We start from the raw sequence: 19,396 nt of genomic DNA, 5'->3' as shown, positions 1-19,396 counted from the left end.
GACTCCGAAGGAGTCAGATGAGGGGGAGCTTGCCCGCCGAGCTTTGGGATTCGGAACCCGGCCCAGGCCGACGGCCCCGGAAGGCCCCTGGGAACGCCAGTGTCTGTCTCGCTCGTCCCCCCCTCATCCGGCCCTCCGGGCCACCTTCCCCCTCCAGGGGGGAAGGCCGTTAGGATTCACCAAAGGACGCACCATGATCGCGCCGGCCTAGGCGGTCGGCGCGCCCGAATGAATCCCGAGGCGCCAACCATGAAATCCCGCCACGCCGTCGCGATCGTCCTGTTCGGTTTCCTGTCCGTCGCCGCGTCGTCGAGCCTGCTCGCGTGGCAGGCGCCGACGCACGACTACGCGCGATGGGAGCCGGACATCGCGGCGATGGAGGCGGCCGACCGCGAGTCCCCCCCGCCGAAGGGGGGGATCGTCTTCATCGGCTCGTCGGGCATCCGGCTCTGGAAGACGCTCGCCGAGGACTACCCCGACCACAAGGTGATCAACCGGGGCTTCGGCGGGTCGCAGCTGATCGACTCCAGCTACTTCGCCGACCGGCTCATCTTCCCGCACGAGCCGAAGCAGGTCATCATCCGGGCCGGCGGCAACGACATCAACGACGGCCGGCTCCCCCGCGAGGTCGCCGACGACTTCGCGGAGTTCGTCCGCCTGATCCACTCGAAGCTGCCCGAGACGGAGATTCTGTTCATGGGCTGGAACCCCTCCCTCGCGCGCTGGGGCCAGACCGACAAGCTCATGGAGATGAACCGCCTGATCCGGGAGCAGGCGCTGGAGATGCCGCGCGTCGGCTACATCGACACCGCCTCGTTCGTGCTGGGCGAGGACGACCTCCCCCGCCCCGAGCTGTTCGTCGAGGACCAACTCCACTTCTCCCCCGAGGGCTACAAGCTCCTCGCGGAGATCGTCCGGCCGTACCTCAAGAAGTGAGCCGAAGCCCCACGGCCGACGCCAGGTCGTGGGGCTTACTCCGGGGCGAACGGGTCGTCGGGGAGCTCGGGCGGGCCGATCAGCCGCTCGGCCTCCAGGAAGCTCTCGATTTCGATCGCATCGTCGCGCGGCGAGCTGGGTCTGGTCTCACGCATTCGGGAATCGATCTGTACGAGAAAATCCCTGTGCCGCCGTGCGAGGTCGAGGCGAGCCCGCGCCTCCCGGAGACGCCCGAGCCGGAACTCGGCCATCGCCATCACGCTGAGCAGATCCAGTCGGGCCTTCGCGAAATCACTGTCCCGCATCTCAGTGAGGGCCTTCACCATATCGCGGTTCCACTTCTCGATCTGGGAGTCGACCTCAACATCCAGCGGCGCCGCGAGGTCGGGACTGCGTCTCCAGGCCTCCGAGGCGACGAGTCGGTCGAGCGCTTCCTGGTCCTTCCCGACCCGTAAGAGGGCCCAGGCGGATGTCACCGACCGGTCTTTTTCCGAGCCCGGAAACGGCGGATAGATGCGCTCGTTGGCGGACCAGCGACGGGCGGCTCGTTCGTAGGCGTCGGTCGGCAAGTCTCGCCGCCGGACCGCCCGTTCCAGGAGATGGCTCTCGGTATCGGGGTCGGCTTCGAGATTCCTGAGCCGATGGCCGAGCACCTCGGCGACTTCCGGAGGATAGGCGCGGAGCCTCGCCTCTCGGTCGCCCACCAGATAAAGCAACTCCTCCGTCGCCCCGTCGACGACGTGACCGGGGAAGAACCGCCAGTACCATTCGCCTCCGGCGATCCGGCGAGCCGAGAGATAGGCTTCGGCCGCCTCTTCACGATGGCCCCCGATGAAATGCCACTCGGCCAATCGTTCGTACCCGTCGATGGTCGGACTCGTGGCGCAGAGCCGCGACAGCAGCCCCACGAGCCTTTCCCGTTCATCCGGGCTTATGAGGTGGAAACTGTTGTGATAGTACTCTTCGAGCTGGACGCGAAGCCAGGTCGATTCATCCCTCGCCACGGTCCAGAGGAGAGGAGAATCGGACGGCTTGAGCCTGTCCAGCAGTCGGCGACGGCGCTCTTGCCACTCCTCCTCCGCGAGCGCCTCCATGATCGAGCCCGTCCCCAACTCGGCGGCGGAGAGGACCTCGGCCCAGAGGCGGGCGACTTCGGGATCGTCGGAGATCTCGGCGGCCGGGAGGAAGCGCCACTCATCCAACTATCCACTATCAACCAGGAAACCGCCCGGGCAATCCGTGACACGCCCAACAATCGACGTCCGCGTGTGAGGCAGTTCGACCGACAGATCCCATGCCCCCATAGATCCGGGAATCTGCACGCCACAGAGGAAACGTCCGTCGCTTGCGACGTCGCGCAGCCGCGGATGGAATCGGCCCACTCGGGCTCCTGGGTCCATCACGCCCGTTTCCAGGTCGAACAGGCTCCCATCCCAACTCGCGACGTACCGCGAATTCCCCGCGCGGAACAAGGGCTTCTCGAAACTATCCCCGACCATCCACGCTCCGTCCGCCCGAGCATAGACGCCCATTCGCCATCCACCCGCATGCTCATGCGAAGTGAGGATCAGATATCGATCCCCCGGACCGTACTCCAGGCCGGTGTAATCCGATCGCTCGGGGAGTTGGAGATGCCCTGGCAGGATCCGTCCGTCGCGTGCCGACAAGAACTCCACCCGATCATCCCCGCGGAAGATTGCGAGTTCCTCGCCCGATCGACTCAACACGGGCCGCCTGTCACGCTCTAATCGGTGGCCGTACTTCGAGATCGGCCCAGGAATCGTGAATCGCTCGGCCCCATCGACACTGTCGATCACGCGGATCGCCTCCCCCCCATCCGACTCTACCGCGATGAGGACGAGTCGGCCGGCGGGGGTGAATTCGATCCAATCCAATTTGCAGTTCTCGATCCGTTGCAGCTCGCGCCCCGTCTCAAGATCGAGGAGGACGCCGTCCCAACGACGCTCGTCCGATTTCGCCGCCCCATTCCGCTCGACGTAACCGGCCAGCCGGCGCGAATCGGGGCCGAACTTGACCCAGTCCAGGCTCGGGTACTGGGGCCAGGACTGGAGGATCTCGCCGGAGGGGATTCGTCGGAGCGTCGTGGGTGCCTCGTCGATGAGGCGACCTTCCCAGCCCGGACTGCCCGGGCCGCTCCAGGCACGGCCGAAGTCCTTCTTGCCCCGATTGCGAATCGACGTGGCGGTCGTCAGGAGAGAGGAGCCATCGGGGCTGAGGATGAGGTCGCCGGGTTCACCGCACGGGATCGAAGCCATAAGCCGACCGGAGAGGTTGTCCCACAAGCGCACCACGCCGTCGGTTCCTGAAGCGGCGGCGACGCGGCCGTCGTCGCTATACTTGACCCCCGTGGTGACCAGCCTCTCCAATCCTTCGAGGGCCGGGAGGAGCCTATGGTTGTCCTGGGCCAACAAGGCCATCTCCGAGGCGACGAAACGCCGCAAGTCGGCGGTTCCCGCGTGTCGATCGGCCAGGTCGAAGGCGTCGGCGTAACGCAGGAGGGCGGTAGCCCTAGAAGTATTGTCCTCCAACTCCGCGATCCGATCGGAATCGGCCTGGATGGCGAGGATCTGCGACCGGGTCGCGGCGACGAGGGCCTCGCCGGCGCGGGCTTCGACGCGGAGGGCGAGGGCCAGGGCGACGGCCGAGCCGACGACGAGCGAGCCGGCGAGCGCGACGAGCAGGGAGGCGACGGCCGGGTTGCGCCGGCCCCAGCGCCAGGCGCGGCCGATCGGGCCGACGGCGCGGGCGTTGATCGGGCGGCCGGCCAGCCAGTTCTCCAGGTCCTCGGCCAGGGCCTCCGCCGAGGCGTAGCGGCGGCCCGGATCCTTCTCCAGGCATTTCGCCGCGATCACGTCCAGGTCGCGACCCACCCGGGAGTCGAGCGACGAGGGCCGGGGCGGCCGCCGGGTTCGGACATCCAGGAGGATTTGCGCCACGTTGTCGCCCGGGAAGGCCGGCCGGCCGGTGATCCGCTCATGGAGGAGCAGCCCCAGGGCGTGGACGTCGACGGCCGTGGTCAGGTCGCGACGCCCCTCGGCCTGCTCGGGGGCCATGTATCGCGGGGTGCCCAGGAGTTGCCCGGTCTCGGTCAGGTCGGCCCCCCCTTCGGACAGCCGCTTCGCCAGGCCGAAGTCCGTCACCAGCCGCGTCCCGTCGGGATCGACCAGGACGTTCGACGGCTTCAGGTCGCGATGCAACACCCCGCGGCGGTGCGCGTGCTCGATCGCCCGGGCGACTTGGAGCAGGCCCTCGACCTCCTCGCGGATCGTCCCCCGCTCCCGCCGGTCGAGCGACGGCCCGTCGACCAGCTTCATCGTGAAATACTGCCGGCCGTCGTGCTCGCCGACCTCGTGGATCGGCACGATGCCGGGGTGGTCGAGGTTGGCCGCGGCCTCGGACTCGACTCGGAACCGCTGGACGACGCGCGGGGTCGCCAGCGCCCCCGACAGGATCATCTTGAGGGCCACCGTCCGATTCAGGCTCGTCTGGCGGGCGAGGTAGACCACCCCCATCCCGCCCCTCGCGATCTCGCCCAGCAGCTCGTAGTCGCCGAAGTAGCGGACCGTCGCCGGGACCGGATCGGTCGGCTCGGCGACGGTGGCGTCGGCCTCGATACGGAGGGGGGAGGCGACCGCGTCCATCCGATCGAGGTCGGCGAAGAACGCCCGGAGCCGATCCGCGTGCGCGGGATGGGACGCGATCCACGCCTCGCGGTCGGGCGGGGCACCGGAGTCGGCGGCCTCCATGTAGGCGGCGATCAGCCCGTCGATCGCCGAGATGTCGCGCGTCGAGTCGTCCGGCGTCGTCATGATCGATCCTCCGCGTCCAGTCGTTCGCGCAACCGCTCCAGCCCACGCCTCAGCAACGACGCCACGGCGGGGACGGTCTTGCCCATGCGAGCGGCGATCTCCTTCAGCGACAGCCACTGGCAGTGCTTCAGGACGACGGCCTCGCGCATCGCGGGGGGGAGGACCGCGAGGGCCTCGACGACGCGGAGCAGCTCCTCGTCGCGCTCGGCCCGGCCGCTGGGCGAGGTGCCGCCGTCGGCCAGCCAGGCGGCGAACCGCGAGGCCGAGCGGTCCAGCTGCTCGTGGATCGACCGCTCCAGGCCGACGTCACGCCTGTCGCGGCGGTAATACCGGGCCGCGTCGGCCAGGACGCTCGCGAGGATCGTCCGGAGCCAGGCGGCCAGGCGCATGGAAGTCCCGGGCTCCAGGCCCTCCAGGGACGGGTAGGCGCGCGCCATCGTCTGCTGGACCACGTCGGAAGGGTCCAGCTTCCCGCGCAACCGCCGGTCCATGTGCAACTCGGCCAGGATCCGCAGGTATTTCCGATATGGCTCCAGCGTCTCGCCTCGTCGCGTCATCGAACGCCCTCCCAAGGCATAGGAACGACGTCCGCGACGGGACGAACCAGGAATTTCCCGAGAAACCGCGCGGACTCCTCGCGACGGTCGCCGGGAGGGCGGCCCGGGACGCGGCGAGGCGTGGATCCGCGACGCGGGGGGCGGCCGGGCTAGAGCTTCCGGCCGAAGCGGTTCATCAGGTAGAGGACGACGACCGCGCCGACGGTCGCCGTGATGATGCTGCCGATGACGTTCGTCGCGCCGAAGCCGACGAGGCGGAAGAGGAAGCCCCCCACGAGCGCCCCCAGCGCGCCGACGATCATGTTGTTGACCGCGCCGAAGTCGCGGCCCCGGGTGATCTGGCCGGCGAGCCAGCCGGCGACCAGCCCGATGAGCAGGAACCAGATCAGCGAGAACAGCATGGGACGCTCCCGTTGGGTGGGTTGATGGGAAGGCGGCCGGGTCAGCCCAGGCCGCAGGCGGCGCGGGCGCGTTCGAGGACCTCGCGGGCGGTGGCGCGGGCCTTCTCGGCGCCGGCGGCGCGGACGGCGGCCACCCGCTCGGGGCGCGCGACCCATTCGGCGCGGCGTTCGCGCGCCTCGGCGAAGGTCTCGATCAGCGCCTCGCCCAGGCGGGTCTTGACCTCGCCGTAGCCGATGCCCCCCTCGCGATATCGCCGCTCGACCTCGTCGCGGTCGGCCTCCTTCGCGAACAGCTTGAACAGGCCGAACAGCGGGTCGGCGTCGGGGTCCTTGGGGGCCTCGACGGGGGTGCTGTCGGTCACGAACTTCTTGACCTTCTTCCGGATGACGGCCGGCTCGTCGAAGATCTCGATCGTGTTGCCGTAGCTCTTGGACATCTTCCGCCCGTCGAGCCCCGGGACGACGGCGACGGAGTCCAGGATGTAAGGCTTGGGGAGGCGGAAGACCTCCTTCTTCTTGCCGCCGTAGACGTGGTTGAAGCGCTCGGCCACGTCGCGGGTAATCTCCAGGTGCTGCTTCTGGTCCTGCCCCACCGGGACCAGCTCGGCGTCGTATAGCAGGATGTCGGCCGCCTGGAGGACCGGGTAGGCGAACAGGCCGTGCTCGGCCGGCAGGCCCTGCTGCACCTTGTCCTTGTAGCTGACGCACTTCTCCAGCCACCCCATCGGCGTGACCGACGTGAGGAGCCAGGTCAGCTCGGCCACCTCCGGCACGTCCGACTGGACGAACAGCACCGCGCGGTCCGGGTCCAGCCCCAGCGAGAGCAGGTCGATCAGCACGTCCGACACATACTTGCGCAACGTCGCCGCGTCGCGGACGCTCGTCAGCGCGTGGAAGTCCGCGACGAAGTAGTACGCGTCGTTCCCCTCCTGGAGCGCGACGTACTGGCGGATCGCCCCCAGATAGTTGCCGATGTGCAGCGCGCCCGAAGGCTGAATCCCCGACAGAATCCTCATCGTCCCCTCCTCGACCTCGGGCCGCGTCGCTCACGGCCTCGTGGCCAGTCACTTTATCAGGAACGCCGCGAGGCGGCCATCGAAGGGGTCGCGAGACGCCCCTTTCGGGCCCCGCCAATCCCGGCGTCATCTCCGAAGGAATTCATCAGCAATCCGACATACTAAACGGCGAATCTCTTTGACAGCCCCGGGTCCGCGCGGTAGTTAAGAAGGCGTCACGGCCGCGGAAGTTACCCACGGTCCCTGGCCCTCTCTCCTTAGCTCCGGGCCGTCTCCCGCCTCGTCATGCGGGGGTCGGTGCTCACAACGGTCCATCATCGAGTCATAGCATGCGCGGGGTGCGATCCGTCCCGCCCGAGCGACGCCGCGCGCACGCCGCGTCGGGACGGCGTGCCCCGGGGAGGTGAGCCATTCGTTCGCGCATCATCCGATGGGGGGCGGTCGCGTGCTCGACCGTGATCGCCGCGACGCTGTCGCTGCCGGTCTCGGGGTGCGGGAGCGCCTCCGGGGACGGGCTGAATCGCAAGGCCGTCAGCGGCCGGGTCACGGTCGACGGGACGCCGCTGGCGAAGGGAGTGATCGCCTTCGAGCCGGCGGAAGGCTCCTCCGGCGGGGTCCCCGCGGGGGGGGTCGTCATCGACGGCGCCTACTCGATCGACGCCACGTCCGGCCCGACTCCCGGGAAGTACAAGGTCTCGATCCGATCGGCCCCCACGGTCGCCTCCCCCGCCGAGAAGGCGGCGCCCGGCGCGCCCCCGAGGCGAACCAAGGGCGAGGCCGATTCGATCCCCGCGAAGTACAACACCGCGTCCGAATTGACCGCCGAGGTCGCCGCGAGCGGCGCGACGTCGGCCGACTTCGCGCTCGTCACGAAGTGAATCGTCGGGTCCGCCCTTCCACGTTCCGAGTCCCAGGGAGACTTTCGTCATGAGCTCGCCCCGCCGGAGATCGGGCTTCACGCTGATCGAGCTGCTGGTCGTCATCGCCATCATCGCCGTGCTCATCGCCCTGCTGCTGCCGGCCGTCCAGGCGGCGCGCGAGGCCGCTCGCCGCTCGCAGTGCGTCAACAACCTCAAGCAGATCGGCCTCGGCATGCACAACTACGAGAGCTCCAACGGGGCCTTCCCGCAGGGGATGCGCGGGTGCTGCTGGGGCTCGTGGCTCATCCCCGTCCTGCCGTTCGTCGAGCAGCAGGCCCTGTTCAACTCGTGGAACTCCTCGGGCAACAACAACGCGGCGCTCGCGGCCAGCTACGCCCACGAGGGGCTGTTCCGCTACGCGGGCCCCGCGAACATCACCGTGACCTCGACGCGCGTCAACGCGTACATGTGCCCCAGCGACGGCAACAACACGCGCACCACGGGGATCGCCAACCTCGGGATGAACGTGACGTCGCAGAACTACGTCGTGAACTTCGGCAACACGACCATGCAGCAGAGGGACCTGACCGACAACGGCATCGTCTACAGGTTCCTGGGCGCCCCGTTCGGGGACGTCGGCGCGCCGCTGCCGGACATCGCGGAGGGGGGCGGCCAGGGGGCGACCAACGGCGTCGTCCGGATCTCGGCGATCACCGACGGCCTGAGCAACACCATGATGACGTCGGAGGTCCTCGTCGGGATCTCCGGCGCGACGTATGACCTGCGCGGGTTCTCGCACTGGGCGTACGCCGCCAACTTCTCCGGCTTCCTGCCGCCGAACACCTCGATGCCCGACTGGATGCAGGACGCCGGCTACTGCAACTACCCCGCCAGCAACAACCCGCCGTGCATCGGCGGCCCCTCCAACCAGGTGATCATCGCCGCGCGGAGCCGGCACTCCGGCGGCGTGAACGTCGGCTTCTGCGACGGCTCGGTCAAGTTCATCAAGAACTCCGTCAGCCGCGCGACCTACCAGGCCCTCTCCTCCAGCCAGGGGGGCGAGGTCGTCAGCTCCGACTCCTACTGACCCGAAGGGCCGACGCGCCCCGAGGAATCCCGCCGGCCCGGCCGCGCCCCGCGCGAGCCGGGCCGGCGTCGTTTCGCGGACTCACTCGTCGTCGTCGCCCCCCTTCCCGGCCTTGCGGGCGGGGGCGTCGGGGTCGGGCGCGCGCGGGGTCGGCATCGGGGCGTTGATCGCCTCCCGCCAGGCGACGAGCGCGGCTCGAAGCTCCACGGCGCGGCCGGGCTGATCGGCGGCCAGGTCGTTCCGCTCGCCGGGGTCGTCGCGGAGGTGGTACAGCTCGACCTTGCCGGTCTCGAACCACTCGATCAGCTTCCAGTCGCCGTCGCGGATCGCGCCGGCGGGCGTGGCGCGCCACTGGCCCTTCGAGGCCCCCAGGTAGCCGGGGAAGTGCCAGTAGATGGGCCCGCGATCGGGCTTCCATTCGCCGCCGCTTGTCAGGATCCTCAGGTAGCTGGAGCCGTCCAGCGTCCCCTCGGAGCGGCCGTCGGCCACTTCCAGAAGGGTCGGGTAGAGGTCGACGCTGTTGATGGGCCGGTCGCTGGTCCTGCCGGCGGGGATCTTGCCGGTCCAGCGGAAGATGTAGGGGACGCGGATCCCCCCCTCGTACAGCATGCCCTTGCCGCCGCGGAGCGGGGCGTTGTCGGTGATCTCCTTGCCGACCTTGATCCCCTCGCGGGAGTAGCCGCCGACGCCGCCGTTGTCGCTGGTGAAGATGACCAGGGTGTCGTCGCCGAGGCCCATGTCGTCGATGGCCTTGAGCACCCGGCCGACGCTCTCGTCGACGCTGGCGATCATCGCGGCGTAGGTCGGGTCGTGATGCCCCCCCTCGGGCCTCGTCCCGACGAACCGCGCGACCATCTCCGGCTTGGCCTCGTGGGGCGCGTGGACGGCGTAGTGGTGCAGTTGCAGATAGAAGGGCCGGTCCTTGTGGCGCGCGATGAAGTCGACGGCCTTGTCGGTGAGGAAGTCGGCGAGGTACTGCCCTTCGGGGTGGTCGACCTCGGGGATGGTGTCGAAGTCGAAGTGCTTGCCCATCGAGACGATCGCCTCGTCGAACCCGCGCTTCAGGGGATGATGCGCCTCGTCCTGCCCCAGGTGCCACTTGCCGAAGTGCCCGGTGACGTAGCCGGCGTCGCGGAGGGCCTGGCCCAGCGCGCGGATATCCAGGGGGAGCTTGCCGACGTTGTCGACCGGTCGCAGCGGCCGGGTCCGCCAGGCGAATCGTTCGATCGAGCCGACGGTGTAGACGCCGGTGCGCGGGCCGTACTGGCCGCTCATGAGCGCCGCGCGGGTGGGCTGGCAGTTCGGGCCGCAGGAGTAGCCGTCGGTGAATCGCAGGCCCTCGGCGGCCATCCTGTCGACGTTCGGGGTGCGGTAGAACCGGCTTCCCTGGCAGGCGAGGTCCGTGTAGCCCAGGTCGTCGGCCAGGATGAAGACGACGTTCGGCTTGCGGGCCTCCGCCGCCCCGGCCGCCGCCGCCCCCGCCAGGGCGGACGCCGCCGCCAGCAGCCCCAAGGATCGCATCAGGTTACGCATCGTCGCCGGTCCCCCTCGATTCCAATCGTTGAAACGCGACGAAATATAGAGAGCCTCGTCCGGAGCGGTCAAGACGCCGCGCGGGGCGGATTGGCGGCGGGGCCTCCGCGCGGTAGGATCGGCGGTCGGACCGTGGCGTGAAGGAGGACGGGCGATCGGCCTCGGGCCGGGCGCCCCGCCGGCGAGGGAGGGTGGCGATGACGACCCAGACTTACGAGGACGAAGGGCTCCGGTTCGAGTACCCGCCCGACTGGGTGCTGGAGGAGACCGACGCGGGGGATGTGAGGACGGTCGCGGTGCAGGCGCCCGACGGCCTGGGCTTCGCCGTGATCCAGACCGACGACTCGCGGCCCGACCCGGAGGAGATCGCCGGCGCCGCCCTCCAGGCCATGCGCGACGACTATCCGGAGCTTGACGCCCGCCCCGTGCTGGAGACGATCAACGACCACGCCGCGACCGGCCACGACCTGGACTTCATGGCGCTCGACATGTCCAACTCGGCGTCGATCCGCTGCTTCCGCACGCCGAGGCGCACGGTCCTGGTGCTGGGCCAGTGGTCGGACCTGGGCGACGCCGGCCTGCCCAACCGGGTCCTGGACGTCGTGAGGTCGATCGAGGAGACCGAGTAACCCCCCGTCCCCTCCCCCCCGCGCCACCCGCGCCAGGGCCGATCACCGCGCGGGGCCTCCTCCTCGCGCTTCCGCCCCATTCCGGCGCCCTCGGCACGCCCGCGAGGACCGGAGCGGCGGTCGGATTCCCGCGCCGTTGCGGCCGTCGACGCCCCGCCCTCCTCGCCGATGAGGAGGACGACGGACACGATCGATGACATCGCCCCTTGACCAAGGACGGTCGTCGGCATGACGGCGAAGACGGCCCCGCGCGCGGCCTGCGCGCTGCTGCTGGCCCTGGCGGGCGTCGCCGCCTGCTGGGCCGGATCCACGAACGACCAGAAGGCCGAAGCGCTGGCGCTCCAGCGCGCCGGGCGGTACGCCGAGGCCGTCGAGCGGCTAGACGCCGTCATCGGCCGCCATCCCAACGACGTCGAGGCCCTCTCCCGGCGCGGCGGTGCCTACCTGCGCCTCGGCCGCCCGTCGAAGGCGCTGGCCGACTTCGACCGCGTCGTCGCCCGCGACCCGATGGGGGCGGCCGCCTGGACGGACCGCGGCGTCGCGCTCATGATGCTGGGCCGGCTCGACGAGGCGGAGGCCGCGTTCATCCGGTCGATCCGCCTGTGGGACATCCCCCTGAACGGGGCCCGCGGCCTGGGCGGCGACGGCCGCGACTCCGCGCGCGAGGCCCACGCCACGGCCTATGCCGGGCTCGCCCAGGTCCACCACCGGCTGAACCGCCACGAGGACGCGCTCGCCGAGTACGACAAGGCGATCGGCATCGACCCGAGCGACCCCAACAGCCGCATCGGCCGGGGCGACGTCCACCGGGCGCTCGGCGACCTCCCCCGCGCGCTGGCGGATCTGGACGAGGCCGTCCGGCTCGGCCCGGACCTCCCCCGGGCCTACGCCAGTCGCGGCCGGCTCCTGGAGGACATGAAGGAGGACGCCCGCGCGGAGCGGGACTACTCCCAGGCGATCGCGGTGGACCCGAACTACGCGTTCGCCTATCGCCTGCGCGGGGCGATCCGCTCGCGGACGGGCCGGAACGAGGAGGCGCTGGCGGACTTCGAGGCGGTCGGCCGCATACGCCCCGACGACGCCGAAAACCTCAAGGATCGCGGCGGCGTCCTGGTCCGCATGAACCGCAACGAGGAGGCGGTGGCCGAGCTGGACCGCGCGCTGGCGATCGACCCGAAGAGCGCCAGGGCCTACCAGAACCGGGGCGCGGCGTACAACAACCTGCGGCGATACGCGGACGCCGTGGCCGACCTGAACCGGGCCATCGACCTCGAACCGGAGAACGCCGGGGCGCGGACGAACTGCGGCCTGGCCCTGTTCATGCTGGGCGAGTACGAACGGTCGCTGGAAGACCTGGGGGCGGCGGTGAAACTCGCCCCCGGCAACGCGGTGGTCCACCTCAACCGTGGGAACGTCCTCGCGAAGCTCGGCTTCCGCGAGCAGGCGCTGGCGGACTACCGCGCCGCGGAGGAGGCCGACCCGCGGCTGCTCGCCTCGCTGGGCGGCATCCCCGCGGTGCTGTCCGAGATGACCCGCGACCGCATGGCGATCCGAAGCCCCGAGCCGCGGCCCGACGCCCGCGCCGAGGCCGACGCGCGCCTGGGCGAGGGCCGATCGTTCCAGGCGTCCGGCGACTGGCCCCGCGCCCTCGAGGCGTTCGATCGGGCCGTCGCCGCCGACCCGCGCCGGGCCGACGCGTACCTCGCGCGGGGATGGTCGCGCCTCTGCGCCGACGTGGACGGCGCGGAGACCGACGCCCGCGCGTTCCTGAACCTGGCCGGCTGGGGGGACGCGGCGGCCCCGTACATGGCGATCCTCGGCGTCCTGGCCGAACGCCGCGCGGGGCGCGAGCCGGCCGCCTACGCCTTCCTGGAGGAGGCGCTGGCGAGGCTTCCCCGGACGGACGCCTGGCCCCGCCCCGCCCTGCTCCACCTCAACGGCGACCTCTCCGCGGCCGACCTGATCGCCGCCGCCGGGGGCGACGTCCAGCGCGTGGAGGCCCACGCCTTCGCCGCGCTCACCCGCCTTCGCGAGCGCAAGTCGGCCGAGGCCCGCGAGCACCTGACCTGGGTCCGCGACCACGCCGTCGACCGCTCGATCGCCGCCGACCTCGCCCGCGCGACCCTCGCGAGGCTGGACGAGGCGGACCGCATCGCCCGCAAACCCTGACTAACCATCACCCGGGAGCGATCCCGGGGCCGATCCGGCTGGCGGCCCCCCCCCGCCTCGCCGATGAAACGAGGCAACCGAGCTAGACGCCCGCCCGTCTCCTCCGGGCCGCGGACCGCCCCTCGTGCCGGGGTCGATTCGACTCAAGGGCGCGACGCCGGCCCTGGCGGCCCGCTCGATCCACACGGACGTGGATCTACCCCGATGTGGGGACGGCCCGTCGTCTCCGAGGACGGATACATAAGCTCATGAAAGACCATCCGGGACTGGATCGCCCGCCTGGCGATCGCGACAACGCCGTGGGGCTCGCGAGGTTCGTCCTCTCCAGCATGGTGGTCCTGTCGCACTCGTTCCACCTCTTCGTCCGTTCCCTCCAGGACGACCCGCTGGTGGGCCTGACTCACGGCCAGTACACGCTGGGGCGGGTGGCCGTGGACGCCTTCTTCGTCCTGAGCGGCTTCCTGGTCGCCCGGAGCTGGGCAGGCTCGCGCGGCCTGGGAGACTTCCTGGTCCGTCGGGCGACGCGGATCTACCCGGGGTTCCTCGTGGCGGTGCTGTTCACCAGCCTCGTCGCGGCCCCCTGGCTGGCGGCGCGGGGGGGGATGCCCAGGCCGGTGGTCCCCTCGTGGGCCGAGCTGCTCCTGCCGGCGCTGGTGCTGTCGTATCCGGAGCTGGCGGCGAACGGGTCGGTCTGGGTCCTCAGCTACGACTTCTATTACTATCTGCTGCTGGCCGCGATCGGCTGGTCGGGGCTGCTGGCCAGGCGCTGGCCGGTGCTGGCGATCTGGGCCGCGTCGTGGGGGGTCTACGCTTACTGGTTCACCAGCGGGGTGGAGATGGGGATGTACAACCAGCATCCCCGGCTGCTGACCTGCTTCCTCTCCGGCGCCGTGGCCTTCGCCTTCCGGGGCGTGATCCCGCTGCGATGGCCGCTGTTCGTGGCGTCCATCCTGGTGCTGGGGCTGTTCGCGGCGGGCTGGCTGCCGTACCGCGTGTGGCCGTACCGGGTCATGTCGCTGGTCTTCCCGATCGTCGGGGCGTACGCGACCCTCTTCATCTGTTTCCGCCCCGGCGCCATCGCGGGGAAGCTGGGGAAGCTCGGCGACTGCTCCTACGGGCTGTTCCTCTACGCCTACCCGATCCAGCTCATCGTGGTGACCGCCTATCGGCCCAAGCTCACCCCCTACACGCACTTCCTGATCTCGTGGGGGCTGGCGATCGTGGCGGCGAGGCTCAGCATGCGGCTGATCGAGCGGCCCGCCATGAAGCTCGGCCGTCGCGAACGCACCAAGCCTCGCGAGGTCCCCGCGCCCCACTTCCGGCCGGCGGCCGAGCCCGCCGCGGTCGTCGGCGGCGGGTGACTCAGGCGTCGCCCTCCCCCGCGATGGGGCCGGCCGTCCAGGCCAGGACCACCTGGTCGACGGTGATGTCCGACTTGCGGGGGGTCAGCTCCAGGGGGACGAGCTGGAGCAGCTCGGGGCCGCGTACGGCCTTGATATGCTCCAGCTCGGCGTGGAACTCGGTCTCCAGGTCGACGTACTCCTCCTGGAGCTTCCTAAGCCGATCCTGGGCCGCGCCGATCTGGCCCCGATCGCGGGCGGCCTTGCTGGCGGCCTTGGCGGCGGCGCCGGCCTTGGCGACGTTCGTCTTCGACCAGGTCTTGCGGCCGGTCAGGGCCCCGAGGACCGACGTGCCGAAGGAGACGACCGCGTCCAGGCTCGACTGCGAGGCCTCCGCCCGCTCCTTCTCCAACGCCTCGTGGGCGGCGGCCAGCTTCTTCTCCAGCGCCACGCGCCGGGGGCCGAACTGGGAGCGCAGCTTCTCGACCTCGGCGTCGCGGCGCTCGCGGGCGGCCTGGGCGAGCCGGGCGCGGAAGTCGCGAGCGGTCTCCTCCGGTCGGCCGAACGCCTTCAGCTCCGGGCAGGTCCAGATGGTCAGCCGTCGCTCGCGATACAGGTAGTTCTTGAGCGACCTCGTCCAGTCCGCGTAGCTCCTGGCCCGCGCCATCGCCGCGGGGAGCGGCGCGAACGAGGCGTCGGGCGCGGGCGACCTGTCGAGCACGGGGATCCGTTCGGTCATGTGCCTCCCCTCGTGCCAGACGTCGGCCGGGGCCTCGTCGCCGATGGGGCGCTGCACGGCCAGCATCTCCCAGTAGTCGACGCCCGCCTTCTTGTCGACGTAATGCAGCCGGGCGACCCCCAGCAGCGTCGGCCGATACGTCGGCGACGCGCCCACCTCGGGCGAGGCCACGAAGAACTCGGGGACGTCGGGGGGGACCACGGGGCGACGGCCGGAGTTGGTCGACGTGGGCTTTGGCGTCGGCGGCCGATTGGCGGCCTCCGGCGTGGGGGCCGTCGGCTCGGGCTCGTCGGCCTCGTCCGGGTGGGTCGGCGCGGGGGGGGCGGGGGTGGTGGCTGCGGCGGGGTCCCTGGGAGCGAGGGCGGCGGCGCGGGCGGCCTTCCTCGGCGCCATCAGCGCGTCGATCTGGTCGCGGTTGAGGGGGCCCCGCAGGTAGGAGAGCGCCCAACGGCTCTCGAAGACGACGGGCTGGGCCTCGTGGACGTTGTTCAGCAGGAAGACGCGCTTGCCCAGCGAGGAGAGGATCCTGTCCATCGTCTCGCGGTCGAAGCTCGCGCCGGCGGCGGCCGAGACGCCCTCCAGGCCTTCGAGCACGCGATCCTTGTCGCGCTTGGTCTGGAGCCGGCCGAGGAACCACGTCCCGCAGTTGGAGAGGCCCTTGTAGTCCAGGTCGACCGGATTCTGCGTCGCCAGCACGACCCCGACGCCGAACGCCCGCGCCTGCTTCAACAGCGTGAGCATGGGCTTCTTCGTGGGGGGGTTCGCCGTGGGGGGGAAGTAGCCGAAGATTTCGTCCATGTAAAGGATGGCGCGGAGGCTGGACGTCCCCGGCTGCGACCGGACCCAGGAGAGGATCTCGTTCAGCAGGATGGTGACGAAGAACATCCGCTCGGCGTCGCCCAGGTGGGCGATCGAGAGGACGGAGATCCGCGGCTTCCCCTCGGGTGTGTACAGCAGCGCCCCGACGTCCAGCGGCTCCCCTTCCATCCAGGCGGCGAACCCCGGTGAGGCCATCAGGTTGTTCAGCCGCACCGCCAGGGCGAATCGCTCCTTGGCCGGGTAGAACGTCTCCAGGCCGATGACGCCGACCTTCTCGAACGGCGGCGACTGGATGCCGTGGATCAGGTCGGTCAGGTCGAGGTCGCGGCCCTGCTTCCAGGAGTGATCGAGGAGATTCGAGAGGAGGATGTGCTCGCGGCCCCCCATCGGATCCGAGTCGACGCCCAGCAGGGCGAGCAGGCCGGAGACGGCCGAGGTGATCCGGTCGCGATAGGTCTCCGCCTGTTCCAGCACGGCGGGCGTCGGCGCGGCGAACGAGCGGAGGACGGTGAGCGGCAGGCCGGCGGAGCCGCCGGGGGTGTAGATGGCCATGTCGGCCGAGTCCATCAGCCGCTGGATGCGCGCCCCGTCCTGGCCCCACCCCGCCAGGCCGTCGCGCCAGTTCTCGGCGGTCTTCTCGGCGAACGCCTCGCGATCCATCCCCCGGCGTTGGGCCTCGTCGGGGTCGACCCAGGCGAGGAAGTCCTCGCCCCGGAGCTGGGGGAAGGTGAGCAGGATGTTGCCGATGTCCCCCTTGGGGTCCACGGCGATGACGGGGATGCCGTCGATCGCGGCCTCTTCCAGCAGGTCGATGCAGAGGCCCGTCTTGCCGCTGCCCGTCATCCCCACGCAGACCGCGTGCGTCGTCAGCTGTCTCGAGTCGTACAGCACCAGGTCGGAGGTCGTCGTCCGCTCCTGGACGTCATGCTCCTTGCCGAGATAGAAAACCCCGAGCTTCTCGAAATCCTCGTTCTTCATGAAACGGATCCCGCCCCGGCGCTGGTGGTTCGATCGATCGACAAGCTTGCGCGGCCCCGACGAACGACCGGCCCGCGCCGCTACTATCTTACACGCCTCGCGCCGGGCCGCCACGCCGCGGGCGAGGCTTCGACCCCACGCCGTGCGACCTCCCCGAAGTTGGCTTCGTTCGTCGTCGCGCGCCCTCCTCGTTTCCCGACCTAAACCCCTGCCTCACAACATCTTCGCGGCGACATCGAGTTGGCTTCGTTCGTCATTTTCGAAGTGGTTTTCTCGCCTCTCATGGTGGGCGTCCCACGGCCGAGTTCCGCGCGTCGAGAGCGGCCGAGATCGGTCCAGGCCACGGCGTTCGAGGCTCCCTACGATCCGGCATTCGCGGGCGGCCTCGCGGGGCTGGCGGATCGTCGAGGATCGCGCGAGACGGAGTCTCGCATAGGGTAGTGCGCTACAAATCGAGGTTCGAAACCACGGTGTGTCCGAATTTCCTGGCTGGATTCAGGGAGCGAGCGGCTTATGTCCTTGCGCTGATTGCCGTTACGAGGGATGACCGGCCTCGATCCTTTCAGGAGGCGAGGTGACACGCCGCGGTCGACGAGCGGGTTGGGCGCGAGTCATGCAGGGGGAATGTTGCTTGACGTGTGAACAGGGACCGATCGACCGGCGTACCACGGTAATGCCGTCCACGATCCCGCGATTTCGCGGACTGGGTGGAGGCCCGGCGCGGACGAGGTGTCGGGTTTGCCGGGCTGGGCTACGTCCCGGCCCGCGGGGACTTCCCGCCCCTGACTCTTGCCTATGATTAAGCCTGCTGGGCGCGTCCTCGACGGAACGCCGGCCGGGCATGGTCCGATATTCCTGGAGGATGGGTGGATCAACCGACGATCGCACCGGCCCCCTCGGCCGGGCATGAGACGGATATGGGTTGGCGATTCGACGACACCTATGCCCGGCTTCCCGAGCGGCTGTTCGTGGAGGTCAAGCCGGCGCGGGTGAGGGAGCCGAAGGTGTCGGTCCTCAATCACGGGCTGGCGGGCGAACTCGGGCTGGATCTGGACTCCGTCTCGCCGGAGGCCGCCGCGGCGGTGTTCGCCGGGCAGGAGTTTCCGGCCGGGGCGAGGCCGATCGCGCAGGCCTACGCCGGCCACCAGTTCGGCCACTTCACCATGCTCGGCGACGGCCGCGCCATCCTGCTGGGGGAGCATCGCGCCCCCTCGGGTCGGCTCGTCGACGTCCAGTTCAAGGGGTCGGGCCGGACGCGGTTCTCCCGCGGCGGCGACGGCCGCGCGGCGCTCGGGCCGATGCTCCGCGAGTACATCGTGAGCGAGGCCATCGCCGCCCTGGGCATCCCCACCACGCGGAGCCTGGCGGTCGTCACCACCGGCGAGCCGGTCTATCGCGAGACGATCCGGCGCGGGGCGATCCTCACGCGCGTGGCCGCCAGCCACCTGCGCGTCGGCACGTTCCAGTTCGCGGCGGCGCTGGGCGAGGACCACATCCTGAAGGCGCTCGCCGACTACGCCATCGATCGACACTACCCCGAGGCGGCCGACGCCCCCGCGAAGTACCTCGGGTTCCTGCGGGCCGTCGCCGACCGCCAGGCCGCGCTGATCGCCCGCTGGCAGCATATCGGGTTCATTCACGGGGTCATGAACACCGACAACATGGCGATCTCCGGCGAGACCATCGACTACGGCCCCTTCGCGTTCATGAACGCCTACGACCCGGCCACCGTGTTCAGCTCGATCGACCGCCAGGGCCGGTACGCTTACGGCAACCAGCCCGCCATCGCCCAGTGGAACCTGGCCCGGCTCGCGGAGTCCCTGCTGCCGCTGCTGGACCCCGACCAGGAGAAGGCCGTCGCGATCGCCACGGAAGTCCTGGAGGAGTTCGCGTCCCGGTTCGAAGCCTACTGGCTGGCCGGGATGCGGACCAAGCTTGGGCTGCGAACGGACGAGGCGGCCGACGCCGAGCTGGTCCAATCGCTCCTCACCTGGATGCACGAATCCGGGGCCGACTGGACGAACACGTTCCGCGAACTGTCGGCGGAAGACCTCCCGGCCGGCGACCCCTACCAGGATCCTGGATTCCGGGACTGGCACGCGCGATGGCTGGAACGGCTCGGCCGCGAGGGCCGGCCCCGCGCGGAGGTCGCCGACCTGATGCGGAGCGTCAACCCGGCCGTCATCCCGCGCAACCATCGCGTCGAGGAAGCCCTCGCCGCCGCCGAGGAGCGCGACGACCTGTCGCCGCTGCGCGACCTCCTGGCGGCGCTTGCGTCCCCGTACGAGGATCGGCCCGAACTGGCCCGCTATCAGCAACCGCCCGAGGACGAGCGCGGCTACCGCACATTCTGCGGGACGTGATCCGTCGGCTCGCGCGTCGCGCGTCCATGCCTTCCAAGATCCGGGTGCCCGCGGCGAATGGCCCCCATCGGATCGAGTCAGATCGTCGGCCGCGTCGCGTCCCGTTCGCGAGGCTCGGCCGAATCTCGATGGGCTCTTG

General features: G+C 70.3%; 14 protein-coding genes. 7 read left to right on the top strand and 7 right to left on the bottom strand.

The genetic code is table 11. The annotated features are described in order from the left end of the window. The first annotated feature begins 249 nt into the window (after window positions 1-249). The gene (locus WG209_RS01295) at window positions 250-936 is read left to right on the top strand and encodes a GDSL-type esterase/lipase family protein (protein WP_337173181.1); all 687 of its coding nucleotides are present in this window, start codon (window positions 250-252) and stop codon (window positions 934-936) included. A 35-nt stretch (window positions 937-971) separates the two neighbouring features. Here the strand turns inward: WG209_RS01295 and WG209_RS01290 are convergent, their stop codons facing one another. The 5 genes from WG209_RS01290 to trpS form a co-directional block, all read right to left on the bottom strand. Beyond that, entirely contained in the window at window positions 972-2,138 is a 1,167-nt protein-coding gene (locus WG209_RS01290; RefSeq protein ID WP_337173180.1) for a hypothetical protein, read from the bottom strand. Continuing rightward, on the bottom strand, window positions 2,139-4,766 hold the full coding sequence (locus WG209_RS01285; protein ID WP_337173179.1) for a serine/threonine-protein kinase: 2,628 nt from the start codon (window positions 4,764-4,766) through the stop codon (window positions 2,139-2,141). It abuts the gene before it with no gap. Beyond that, window positions 4,763-5,323, bottom strand: a complete 561-nt coding sequence (locus WG209_RS01280; protein ID WP_337173178.1) for a sigma-70 family RNA polymerase sigma factor — start codon at window positions 5,321-5,323, stop codon at window positions 4,763-4,765. Before WG209_RS01280 ends, WG209_RS01285 begins: the two co-directional genes overlap by 4 nt. A gap of 149 nt (window positions 5,324-5,472) precedes the next feature. Then, window positions 5,473-5,724, bottom strand: a complete 252-nt coding sequence (locus WG209_RS01275) for a GlsB/YeaQ/YmgE family stress response membrane protein (protein ID WP_337173177.1) — start codon at window positions 5,722-5,724, stop codon at window positions 5,473-5,475. Window positions 5,725-5,765: 41 nt separating this feature from the next. Further along, the gene (gene trpS, locus WG209_RS01270) at window positions 5,766-6,740 is read right to left on the bottom strand and encodes a tryptophan--tRNA ligase (RefSeq protein WP_337173176.1); all 975 of its coding nucleotides are present in this window, start codon (window positions 6,738-6,740) and stop codon (window positions 5,766-5,768) included. Between the two features lie 455 nt (window positions 6,741-7,195). Here trpS and WG209_RS01265 point away from each other — a divergent pair, with 455 nt between their 5' ends. Both WG209_RS01265 and WG209_RS01260 read left to right on the top strand, forming a co-directional pair. Then, a complete protein-coding gene (locus WG209_RS01265) occupies window positions 7,196-7,618 on the top strand; it encodes a hypothetical protein (RefSeq protein ID WP_337173175.1) in 423 nt (140 codons plus the stop codon). A 49-nt stretch (window positions 7,619-7,667) separates the two neighbouring features. Further along, window positions 7,668-8,687: a DUF1559 domain-containing protein gene (locus WG209_RS01260; protein ID WP_337173174.1), complete on the top strand. Its 1,020-nt coding sequence runs from the start codon at window positions 7,668-7,670 to the stop codon at window positions 8,685-8,687. An 81-nt stretch (window positions 8,688-8,768) separates the two neighbouring features. Here the strand turns inward: WG209_RS01260 and WG209_RS01255 are convergent, their stop codons facing one another. After that, on the bottom strand, window positions 8,769-10,208 hold the full coding sequence (locus WG209_RS01255; protein WP_337173173.1) for a sulfatase: 1,440 nt from the start codon (window positions 10,206-10,208) through the stop codon (window positions 8,769-8,771). Window positions 10,209-10,417: 209 nt separating this feature from the next. On the opposite strand from WG209_RS01255, the gene WG209_RS01250 reads away from it, so the two are divergent. The 3 genes from WG209_RS01250 (at window position 10,418) to WG209_RS01240 (ending at window position 14,379) form a co-directional block, all read left to right on the top strand. Then, window positions 10,418-10,849 (top strand): hypothetical protein, encoded by a 432-nt coding sequence (locus WG209_RS01250; RefSeq protein ID WP_337173172.1) that lies wholly within the window; start codon window positions 10,418-10,420, stop codon window positions 10,847-10,849. 228 nt (window positions 10,850-11,077) lie between these two features. After that, window positions 11,078-13,018, top strand: coding sequence for a tetratricopeptide repeat protein (locus WG209_RS01245; RefSeq protein WP_337173171.1), 1,941 nt, complete (start codon window positions 11,078-11,080; stop codon window positions 13,016-13,018). A gap of 248 nt (window positions 13,019-13,266) precedes the next feature. Beyond that, window positions 13,267-14,379 (top strand): acyltransferase, encoded by a 1,113-nt coding sequence (locus WG209_RS01240; protein WP_337173170.1) that lies wholly within the window; start codon window positions 13,267-13,269, stop codon window positions 14,377-14,379. 1 nt (window position 14,380) lies between these two features. Here WG209_RS01240 and WG209_RS01235 read toward each other — a convergent pair whose 3' ends face one another. Then, the gene (locus WG209_RS01235) at window positions 14,381-16,894 is read right to left on the bottom strand and encodes a hypothetical protein (protein ID WP_337173169.1); all 2,514 of its coding nucleotides are present in this window, start codon (window positions 16,892-16,894) and stop codon (window positions 14,381-14,383) included. A 917-nt stretch (window positions 16,895-17,811) separates the two neighbouring features. Here WG209_RS01235 and WG209_RS01230 point away from each other — a divergent pair. Further along, window positions 17,812-19,257 (top strand): YdiU family protein, encoded by a 1,446-nt coding sequence (locus tag WG209_RS01230; protein ID WP_337173168.1) that lies wholly within the window; start codon window positions 17,812-17,814, stop codon window positions 19,255-19,257. The last annotated feature ends 139 nt before the right edge of the window (window positions 19,258-19,396 follow it).

Origin of the sequence: Paludisphaera sp. (genome assembly GCF_037189885.1) — a bacterium.
Taxonomy (GTDB): Bacteria; Planctomycetota; Planctomycetia; order Isosphaerales; family Isosphaeraceae; genus Paludisphaera.
The sequence above is the reverse complement of the archived record's forward strand: the minus strand, read 5'-3'. Positions and strand labels throughout refer to the sequence as shown.